This is a genomic window from Corynebacterium sp. HMSC069E04, assembly GCF_001813175.1.
Taxonomy (GTDB): domain Bacteria; phylum Actinomycetota; class Actinomycetes; order Mycobacteriales; family Mycobacteriaceae; genus Corynebacterium; species Corynebacterium aurimucosum.
Genome location: NZ_KV811708.1, coordinates 1 through 269, shown reverse-complemented (window position 1 = coordinate 269; position 269 = coordinate 1). Strand labels below are relative to the sequence as shown.

General features: G+C 49.8%; 1 protein-coding gene. It reads right to left on the bottom strand.

The window, feature by feature from the left end; genetic code table 11:
- A partial coding sequence (locus tag HMPREF2896_RS12070; protein WP_141754794.1) for an IS3 family transposase occupies positions 1 to 245 on the bottom strand: 245 nt, incomplete at its 3' end.
- Between the last annotated feature and the right edge of the window lie 24 nt (positions 246 to 269).

Here is a 269-nt window from a genome sequence, read left to right as displayed (position 1 = left end):
ATGCCCATCATGCGCATCCGCTTCGCCACAGTCTTACGGTTAAGCGAAATGTGGTAGCGCTCGGCAAGCTCTGCGGTGATCCGCGGAGCACCATAAACCTCATCGGAGTCTTTCCAAATCTGATGAATCTTACGGTCAACATCATCGTAAAATGCTGCCCGATCATCCTTTCCGGATAGTCGTTTCTGCTGCACATGGGCCCATTTGTAGTATCCAGACCGAGATACTTTTAATAGTCGTGCCATGCGTTTGATGCTGTAGTTCGCCTT